Consider the following 9192-nt stretch of genomic DNA (forward strand, 5'->3'; position numbering starts at 1 on the left):
AGAGCTTCTTCACAGAGGTCATGACCTTGGCCGACAAGCGCCAGTTGCTGTCCAAAGAGCACTTCTCGGTGGACGGCACGCTGATCCAGGCGTGGGCCAGCCACAAGAGCTTCGTGCCCAGGGACGGCGGCAGCGACGACGCCAACGACGGTGGCCCGAGCGGGCGCAACACCCAAGCCAACTGGAAGGGCAAGCCGCGCAGCAACGACACCCATGCCAGCACCACCGACCCCGACGCCCGGCTGTTCAGAAAGAGTCACCACGGCGCCACGACCATGAGCTACCAGGGCCATGTGCTGATGGAAAACCGCTCGGGGCTGGTGGTCGGTGCCGTGGTCACTCATGCTGACGGGCTGGGCGAGCGGGCCGCGGCGCTGGCGATGCTGGACACCTTGCCCGGCACGCACCCCAAAACCGTCGCCGCAGACAAGGCCTATGACACGCGGGACTTCATCGCCGCCTGCCGCCGGCGCCGCGTCACACCGCATGTGGCGAGCAACGACACGCGCATCGGCGGTAGTGCCATCGATGGGCGAACGAGCCGGCACGCCGGCTATGCTGTCAGCCAGACGATCCGAAAACGCATCGAGGAGCACTTCGGCTGGGGCAAGACCATCGGGCGCATCCGGCAGACACTGTATAGAGGCATCCGACGGGTCGATCAGCACTTCAAGCTGACCATGACGGCCAGCAACATCGTGCGAATGGCTCGAATGTTCACCCGAATACCGCAAGGGACAGTCCAATGAATCACCCAAGGCCACCGCGCCACGCTCCAGAATGCAATGGCGAGACGAAACAGCCCCTCGCGCGGCAATCGCAACCACTGGATGAGCTCGGATATGGCCAGCGCGGGCACGCTGGGGCGCAGCGCCGTGGACGCGCACGATGCCGGGACATGGCTGCCGCCAGAAACCCGGTAGTCCGTTCTGAACCATACGCAAGTCGTTGATGCAGGTTGAGATAGGGTGATGTGGCCGCATGGCCATCGGCCGGAGTTGCTCGAAGGACCGAACGGGTCGCGACGTGACGCCTCATTGCCCATTTGTTTGGCACCAGCGGCAAACTCAAGCCCGGCGCCACGTTTCTAAGTTGTTCAGGCATTTACCCACAGCCTAGACCACAGATTGCGTGGAGCAATTTACGCTGGCGAGGACTGCATGCCTGGGCTACGGGCAATGGCAGAGGGAAGGGGAGGCGCGGCACCTGGTCGCGCAGCGTCTGGTGGATGCGACGCCGCTGCTGGGGCGGCTCATGGTCGGGAGCCGGAATCTCAGGTGAAGGCGAATTGGACCTTGAAGATCACAGTGGCCGCTCCATGCTCCATCTGGGCGAGCCTGCACGCTTGGACGCAAGCCGGAATGTTGAATGAAAAAGAGCGTCATTCAAGCTGTGACACCCGGCCAACGCTGGCAGCATGTCACGATGAACAAAATCCAGTACGAGCGCATGGCCGCGCTGAAAGATTCGGCCAAAGCCCTGGTGTTGGCCCATGGCCAGACCCGGCGGGACGGCAAGGTCGCGTCAAAGCGCACCGTCGACAACACCCTGGAAGTCGCCGCCGCCGCGTGCGGCCGGCTCTGGGGGCTTGGCATGGAACTGCGCGACATTCGCGGCCTGGAGGACAGACACATTCGCGCCCTGATTCGAGACTGGTACAGCAGCGGCAAAGAGCCCAAGACGATCCAGAACGACGTCAGCCGCCTGCGCCAGATCTGCCGATGGATCGGCAAGCCGCATCTGATACCGGCCAGAGAAGGCGCGGCGCACTTCGTGCCCGAGGTGGATCCTCGGGTCTTCAGCGTCAACCCCATGGCGCAGCGAAGCAAGAGCTGGTCGGAGAACGGATTGAACGTCGCCCTGAAAATCCAACAAGCCGACGCCATCGACCGCCGGTTCGGCGCCATGCTGCGCCTGGGTCTGGCCTTCGGCCTGCGCAGGAAGGAACAGCTGAGAATCGTCCCGACGAAGGCCGACGCGGTTGTTCACCTGCTGATCAGGGACAACATCGGCAAGAGCGGGAAGGACAGGGATATTCCCATCGTTCACCCATTTCAAAGAGCGATGCTGGAGCACGCCAAGCGCGTCGCCGGGTTCGGTCGCCCATTGGGATGGCCTCGGCACACGTACGAGCAGAATCAAAAGCACTATTGGTACAACATGAGGAAATTGGGAGTGTCCGGGATGGACAGCGACTGCGTGGGCCATGGGCTGCGGGCCGAGTTTGCTGAAAACATGGCGATGCTCCAGGGTCTGTTGCCACCGACCCTGGGGGGAGCCGCCGATCAGATGGGCGAGGCACAGCGCAAGGCCATCCAGATGAAGGTGAGCGAGGCCATGGGGCACCACCGCATCAATGTGACCGGCGCGTACTACGGCAGCTTCCGGGTGCGGCAGGTACTGGAGCGCAAAGGGGAAGACTATCTGGAGTACAAGGGCTTCAAGGCTCGTGTGCTGACTGACATCGTGGCCGACCGTCTGAACGCAGTGATCGCGGGCGAGGGCCAGGACATCGAGTTCACCGCGCAAACCATTGCGGAACTGCGAGCGCAGCTCCACACAATTGTGGAGAAGATCATTTTTGAAAGAATGGGCAGCGCGGGAGCAAGTGGCGGCCGACCGGGCGTGGAATCGCCGCCCGATCAATAGGTCGGTACGAACGGTAAATCTTCGATCAGGCCGGCGCCTGGCCCGGTTGCAGAGAAGGAGAGGCTGCTGCAGCTATTGGCTGAACGGCGTCTGTCCGTGGCGGAGACCGATCAGCAGCTTGCTGGCCCGGTCGGCGGCGCCCGCTTGCGGCCAGGATCTGATATCTACGTTCGCAAGCCGAAGGGCAGGTTCAGGCTGTTCTCTGCCAGTCAGGATATGCAACTGAGCGGCGGCTTAGACCGCAACCGGTCACGAATACAGCGGCTGGCTATACAACCGAGAGCATGGATAGCACGGAACCTTCAGGAAGTTTGATCGACTGCGACCAGACTTCCATTCGATAGGTGCCTGGGCCACTGATCCACCGCGAGGCACTTTCTCGCTTCGGACGGCTTAGCCCTTTGGTGGCCCCAAAGACCATTTCGAACGCAATTGTGTCTTGGTGCAACTCGTTCAAGATGTAGAAGTCGGTTGAAAAATCCCGGCTGCGCCTGGACCACTTCAGCCTTCGCTGATCGTGGCAGGTGATTGCGGTCGGTACCTTAGCACGTTGGAGCAACTTCAGGGCGGAAGCAGTGAGACTGGCTTGAAAATTGCCACCCATTGCATTCGCAAGATCAAGACTGGGTTTGCGGTCCGCCATCCATGGCCAGACCAGATAGTCGGGAAGGATCAGTTGACTGGCGAAGCTGTTGGCGTCGGCCTCAATGGACTTGGCTTCAGCATGCTGCGGCCCGATGTCGGCGCTGGAGCACTTGAATGATGTCCGCTGAGCGTCCTGCATCCAGTGGGCCAATTCATGCCCCAACGAGAATCGCCTTCGTCCGAGGTTGTCGTCCATGGCGACACTGATGACGGCACGATCACCGGCGGCAACCAGGCGTGCCGCGCAACCGTCGAGTTTTCTGTAGACGACGTGAGCGCCCCTGGCGCTGGCGATGGCCTCCAAATCAATATGCTCGGGCCTTCTGACGCCATGCCCCCAGAGCAAGCGCTCCGGGCGGCTGAGTCTGTCGACGTCAACGGTAATCATCGGCGTCGGGGATCTTGCCCATCAGCACAAGATCGTCATAGAGTGTTTCCAGGTCGGCATCGCTCTGGCGGCTTCCTTCTCGGAATGCGGTAGCCAGCTGTGGCTCGGCCGCGAAGGCTTGCGCGATGCGTTCCTTAATGCGATCCAGCGTAGGCCGCAGCGACTTCTTGGGGGCCGTTCGCACTTGCATGGCCACTTTGGCGGCTGCGGCATGTTGGCGAAGGCCGGCCGCCAGAACGTCATCAAGATTCAGCGCGATGCTGGCTGCTAACTGATCGGGGTCGATGCCTTCAGCGGCGAGCTCGGCCCGGATGTCTTCATCAGATGCAGCTTCGAGGTCTTTAAGCGCCAGCGCTCGAATTGCATTGAGTGTCTTCGGCATTTCGTTGGTCATCGCTGTCTCCTTCCAGGCATCAGCTTGTCCACCTGCCTCCTAAGCCTGCGCCGTGCGGTGTCGTAGGTCTTTTGATCAAGATCGAACAAGGCAAGTACCTCTGCTACCGGCATTTCGGCCTTCTCCCCCTCGATTACCGCCAGCACTTCTTGGTCGTCCTTGAAGTGAGCCTCAATGGCATGTGCATCGGCCTGAGCTCGTTGCTGCCTGTCAAACATGTCCTCCACCTCAATGGCCTGTTCTACGACGTCAGTGTTCCAGCGACCAGCTCGGTGGATCACAGTGTCCACGTCCCCAGCCTCGCCCGCCAATGCCTCCAATCGGTCGGTCTGGGTTTGACCAAGCGACTCCCTGGATGAATCGGCGATGCTATCCATGCAGCCAGACAAAAAGGCCGGAAGTGGCACCCGGTCGATGGGCCAGGGACGGCCGCGTTCACCGTCCTGCTTGGCTCCGCTTGCGGCGACGAGGGCACGCTTCACCGCCTCATTGAACAACTCTTGGGGATCTGTGTACTCAGTACCCCAGGCAAGCAGGCGGGCTCTTGCGAAAAGGCGCAGCCGCTCGGCGGTAGTCAGCATCGTCAGCGCACGGGATAACTCCTCAACACTGGCATGGCGTTCTGAAGGCGGTTTCGGTGGCACGGCTCCTCCCTGGGCTTTTATGTGTGCGGTCGTCATTCTCCATGCGGACAGCGATCTGGTTGTTGTCCGCGCCGGATTTGGCGACCGCACACATATATAGAGCGGCAATCACGCCGCGACAAGGAGCCTCGATATGAGCAAACGCAATCAACATGTCGTTCCCCGTGAAGATGGCTGGGCCGTCCGGGGTGCTGGAGCCCAACGCGACACGCAGGTGTTTGATCGCAAGCAAGACGCGGTCGATCGCGCCCGAGAGATTTCGCAGAATCAGAAGTCCGAGTTGGTGGTCCATGGCCAGAGCGGTCAGATTCAATACAAGGACAGTCACGGGAACGACACGTTTCCGCCGAAGGGGTAAGCATGGCTAAATGCACAGCTCCAGTCGAAGGCCACCGCTCATCTAGCGCTGCAGCGGCCTGCCCCGCATGCCGTGGCAGCTATGGTCGCCGGTACGGTGGTTACAGCGGTTATGGCAGCGGCTACAGCTCCTCCTATTCATCGGGCGGAAGCTATGGCTACAGCAGCGGCGGCAAATCCAGTGGCGGGGGCAGTTCGAGGCCGCGCTGGTCGCGCGCCAGTTCGTCCGTTTCGTACACACCTGCTCAGGTGGCGTCCCTCACACCGGTACGCGAGGCTGTTGAAAGAGAAGCAGCAGCAAAGCCAGACCTTCGGGATTGCTTCCTCTGCCACGCTTGGGATGACAGGCAAGGATCCGCCAAACAACTGCACGATTTGCTTGAGGCCGCTGGTGTCAAGGTTTGGTTCAGCGAAAAGGATCTTGGCCTTGGCGTGCCGATGATGCGAGCCATCGATAAGGGCTTGGCGGCTTCGAAAATTGGGCTCGTCCTTGTGACCCCAGCGTTGCTGGCACGGCTTCCAAAGGAGGGCATTGCCGACAAAGAGCTTTCGACCCTCCTCCAAGGCAACCGACTCGTGCCCATCGTTCACGGTACGACGTACACAGCGCTACGCGATGTCAGTCCCATGCTGGCTTCGAGAAGCGGCCTTGATACATCGGAAGACACCATGGCGGTAGTCGCAACCAAGATTGCCGAGCTGGTTTCCATCTGGAGCTGACAGGGCCGCCTGCTCACCGACCGGTCATGAGTCTTTCCGGTTTGCTGACCAGTGGCCGGCAGGAGGCAGCTGCAGTAGTTCTGCCCGCCGAGATTGACGGACCGCAATCGCTATAAAGTCGACTTGGGAATGCTAGCGGTCATCAATGTCAATTGCCGCACATCTTGTTACATTTTCTTCGTAACAGAGTTATTGATAAGGGAGGGGAAATATGATGGCCATTGTTCCGAAGCTGCTTGAGCCACAGCTGTGCTTGGCCTTGTTGTCATGATGCGCGACGCAATCTTCATCAGTCATGCCACGCCAGAAGACAATGACTTCGCCCGCTGGCTCGGCTCCAAGTTGGAGTTGGCGGGCTACAAGGTCTGGCATGACTTGGCGCGCCTCAAAGGCGGTGACTACTTCTGGGACAAGATCGAGGCGGCGATCCGCAATGACTCTTTTCGCTTCGTCGCCGTTGTGTCTAAAGTGGCCGTAGGCAAGCAGGGTGTCAAGGATGAATGGGCTGTGGCCGGCACCATCGAGCGTAGCGTGCCAGGTTTCGTTATCCCTGTCCGCATCGACGACATCTTGTTTGGCGATGTGCCGATCTCCCTGCATCGGAAGAACCTACTCGACTTCACCGGTGGGTGGCATAAGGGCCTTGCAGCGTTGGTGGACACGTTGGAAGAGGCGCAAGCGCCGAAGGTGACAAGCCTCGACCCCGCGCTCGCCCGCCATTGGCTACCCGCGCTCAAAGAGGGCGCCGTCGTCAAGACCGATGTGAAAGAGACGCTCGACTCGACTTGGCTGCCGATCCTCTTGCTGCCTCCAGCGATCGAGACCGCGCGCATCCTCGGCAAGGACCGCGAGATTAAAGTGACTGAGGCTAACCGCAAGCTGCCTTGGTTTGAGCACGAGGATCGCATTGTCGGATTCGCCACGGGCGCTGATCTTGTGTCCTTGATGGCTAAATCCGTGATGCTCCAAGCGTCTAACGCGGCTGACACGTCCACGTTCATCAATGAGGGATCGACGCTGGGCGACAAGAAGGTGACTTGGTGGGAGGCGCGCAAGCGCGTCGGTAACTTGGTGCGTCAGGCCTGGGAGCTGGCGATGGAGGTCAAAGGCTTCGCTAGCGTGTATCAGTCTGGTGGCAGGCGGATTTTCTACGTGACGCCAGAACTCACCGGCGGCCGAAGCAAGTATGTCCACTATGAGGATTTCGATGGCAAGAAGCGCATCAAGGCCTTGAATGGCAGAAGCGAGAAGCACGGCGCCTGCTGGGCCTATGGCGTCGCCATGGTGATCTCCTTTGACGATCCTTGGCGCGTGGAACTGCGTCACGCGGTGATCTTCACTGACGACGATGGCAAGCCGCTCGAAGACGCCTTGAGGAGCCACCGCCTGCGCAGAGGCTTTTGCAAGAGTTGGTGGAACGAGCAATGGCGCACGCTCATGCGGGCATTCTTGTGGCTTGCTTCCGAAGGTCAGGCCGAGCTGCTCCTGCCGGTTGGGTCGGGGCGAAGCATCACGCTTGGTTCCACCCCGATCCAGTTTGATGCACCGTGCGGCCTGTCAGATGTTGAGCAGACTGTCGATGCCGATCCGGTGGATGAGGTTGATGAGGAAGATCTCGCTCTGGAAGAGAACGACGAAGAGGGAGGCGCCCAATGACCTTCGATCCTCGCCTTATTGAGATAGCCGAGCCCGAACTGCAATTCGCCTTCAGCCAGGCCATGGCGCATCCGAAAGACGGCCTTTCGCTCTATGGTCCGCTGCGAGGCCCGTTGACCGGCGGGCGATTGCGCATCGGCGTGATTGCCACCGCCCGTGGTCGCCGTCTCTATGGCAAGCTCTCCGAGCGCCTCGGCAAGCCCATCGCCCCGGCCAAGGAGAACGACCCGAATCACACGATTTTCCCAGGTTTTCAGGCGATTTTTGGCGTTGAGTGGCCGTTGCAGCCTGCGGCCTACATCGAGGTCGATCCTGCTGATTTGGATGCAGCCATTAGCATGTCCGATCGGCACCAGGCGATCCACAACGCAGTGTCGCTCTATTCGGACGCCATTGCCGAGCACTTGCGTGACGACGCCGAGGCGCACATTGACCTGTGGATGGCGATCGTGCCCGAAGATGTCTACAAATACTGCCGTCCGCAGTCGAAGTCCAAGAAGGGTGGAGCCGGGGTGGTGGCCCCCGTAGCGCTCATGGATAAAAAGCAGGCGACCCGCCTGCTGACCAATGAGCCTGGGCTGTTTGAGGAGGATGCGCAGTCGGCGGAGATTTACCTCTACGAGCTCGATTTTCACAACCAGCTCAAAGCCCGACTCTTGGAGCACAAGGCCTCCGTCCAGGTGTTACGCGAGACGACGCTCGCCCCGGAGGAATTCCCTAACGCGCTCGGCAAGCCGCTGCGCGCATTACAGGATTCGGCAACGTTGGCGTGGAACTTGGCCACAACCTGTTACTTCAAGGCTGGTGGTAAGCCCTGGCAACTCGCCAACGTCCGTCCCGGCGTTTGCTACGTCGGAGTCGTCTTCAAGCAAGACGCCTCGAACCCCGTGCCTGGCATGGTCTGCTGTGGCGCGCAGATGTTCTTAGAGTCAGGCGATGGCGTGGTGTTTAAGGGTACGCCGGGTCGTTTCAAGTCCGACAAAGAGGATGACTTTCATCTGCCTGAGGACAAAGCCAAAGCGCTGATGTCGATGGTGGTCGAGGCTTACCGCAAGGGGCACGGAGGCGCAGCACCCAAGGAGCTGTTCATTCACGGCAAGACGCGCTTTTCCAAAGATGAGTGGGAGGGCTTCCGCGCAACGGTACCGCCGGAGACAAACGTAGTCTGCGTGCGCATCCGGGAAGACTCCGGTGTCAAGCTCTACCGGCATGGCACCAGCGCGATCGCGCGCGGTATGGCATGGGTGAAGTCCGAGACGCGCGGCTATCTTTGGACCAAGGGCTATGTCCCTAGACTTCAAACCTATGCTGGCCGCGAAGTTCCAAGCCCACTTACGATCGAAATTGCCAGAGGCTATGCCGACATTGAGCAAGTCATGGCCGATGTGCTGGGCCTGACAAAGCTCAATTACAACGCCTGCATTTACGGTGACGGTGTTCCCGTAACGCTGCGCTTTGCCGACTCGGTCGGAGAAATTCTCACGGCAGCGCCTCGTAAGAACGAGCTGCCCCCACTGCCGTTCCGCTACTACATTTGATTGGCCACATAAACGTACGCGAGGAACGACTGCTTAATGCCAGAAAGTGTGAGTAAGTGCGTCAGTGGCCAACGACAGCAATCGCTGCCAAGCAGACCCTGCAAGAAGGCCCGGGACGCGGGGTTTTCGCATGCACGCTTGCCGGATTCGACCCGACGCAGCTGCGCAGCATCGTCCAGATCCTGGCGGCGCTTCGATGAT

9 protein-coding genes are annotated in these 9192 nt (G+C 60.3%); 6 read left to right on the forward strand and 3 right to left on the reverse strand.

Annotated features, from left to right (window positions below):
- Together EPN29_13670 and EPN29_13675 are read left to right on the forward strand one after the other, a co-directional pair.
- A partial coding sequence (locus EPN29_13670) for an IS5 family transposase (GenBank protein ID TAN31351.1) occupies positions 1–749 on the forward strand: 749 nt, incomplete at its 5' end.
- A gap of 619 nt (positions 750–1368) precedes the next feature.
- A complete protein-coding gene (locus tag EPN29_13675) occupies positions 1369–2649 on the forward strand; it encodes an integrase (GenBank protein TAN31352.1) in 1281 nt (426 codons plus the stop codon).
- 268 nt (positions 2650–2917) lie between these two features.
- Here the strand turns inward: EPN29_13675 and EPN29_13680 are convergent, their stop codons facing one another.
- Genes EPN29_13680 through EPN29_13690 form a run of 3 tightly spaced genes read right to left on the reverse strand, consistent with a single transcriptional unit; the run spans position 2918 to position 4756 of the window.
- Complete coding sequence (locus EPN29_13680) at positions 2918–3682, reverse strand: ImmA/IrrE family metallo-endopeptidase (GenBank protein TAN31353.1); 765 nt, start codon at positions 3680–3682, stop codon at positions 2918–2920.
- A complete protein-coding gene (locus tag EPN29_13685; protein ID TAN31354.1) occupies positions 3669–4076 on the reverse strand; it encodes a hypothetical protein in 408 nt (135 codons plus the stop codon). Before EPN29_13685 ends, EPN29_13680 begins: the two co-directional genes overlap by 14 nt.
- Entirely contained in the window at positions 4073–4756 is a 684-nt protein-coding gene (locus EPN29_13690; protein ID TAN31355.1) for a hypothetical protein, read from the reverse strand. Before EPN29_13690 ends, EPN29_13685 begins: the two co-directional genes overlap by 4 nt.
- Before the next feature lie 97 nt (positions 4757–4853).
- Here EPN29_13690 and EPN29_13695 point away from each other — a divergent pair, with 97 nt between their 5' ends.
- From EPN29_13695 to EPN29_13710, 4 genes are all read left to right on the forward strand, one after another.
- A complete protein-coding gene (locus EPN29_13695; protein ID TAN31356.1) occupies positions 4854–5078 on the forward strand; it encodes a DUF2188 domain-containing protein in 225 nt (74 codons plus the stop codon).
- 2 nt (positions 5079–5080) lie between these two features.
- Entirely contained in the window at positions 5081–5797 is a 717-nt protein-coding gene (locus EPN29_13700; protein TAN31357.1) for a toll/interleukin-1 receptor domain-containing protein, read from the forward strand.
- Between the two features lie 267 nt (positions 5798–6064).
- A complete protein-coding gene (locus EPN29_13705; GenBank protein ID TAN31358.1) occupies positions 6065–7453 on the forward strand; it encodes a toll/interleukin-1 receptor domain-containing protein in 1389 nt (462 codons plus the stop codon).
- Entirely contained in the window at positions 7450–8991 is a 1542-nt protein-coding gene (locus EPN29_13710) for a hypothetical protein (GenBank protein ID TAN31359.1), read from the forward strand. The genes EPN29_13705 and EPN29_13710 overlap by 4 nt, the downstream gene beginning before the upstream one ends.
- Positions 8992–9192 lie beyond the last annotated feature (201 nt).

The organism is bacterium, assembly GCA_004299235.1.
Taxonomy (GTDB): domain Bacteria; phylum Chloroflexota; class Dormibacteria; order Dormibacterales; family Dormibacteraceae; genus SCQL01.

Coding starts and splice junctions, on each gene's coding strand:
- EPN29_13675 (TAN31352.1), top strand. CDS start 1,369: ATGAAAAAGAGCGTCATTCAAGCTGTGACACCCGGCCAACGCTGGCAG.
- EPN29_13695 (TAN31356.1), top strand. CDS start 4,854: ATGAGCAAACGCAATCAACATGTCGTTCCCCGTGAAGATGGCTGGGCC.
- EPN29_13685 (TAN31354.1), bottom strand. CDS start 4,076: ATGACCAACGAAATGCCGAAGACACTCAATGCAATTCGAGCGCTGGCG.
- EPN29_13680 (TAN31353.1), bottom strand. CDS start 3,682: ATGATTACCGTTGACGTCGACAGACTCAGCCGCCCGGAGCGCTTGCTC.
- EPN29_13700 (TAN31357.1), top strand. CDS start 5,081: ATGGCTAAATGCACAGCTCCAGTCGAAGGCCACCGCTCATCTAGCGCT.
- EPN29_13705 (TAN31358.1), top strand. CDS start 6,065: ATGATGCGCGACGCAATCTTCATCAGTCATGCCACGCCAGAAGACAAT.
- EPN29_13690 (TAN31355.1), bottom strand. CDS start 4,756: ATGACGACCGCACACATAAAAGCCCAGGGAGGAGCCGTGCCACCGAAA.
- EPN29_13710 (TAN31359.1), top strand. CDS start 7,450: ATGACCTTCGATCCTCGCCTTATTGAGATAGCCGAGCCCGAACTGCAA.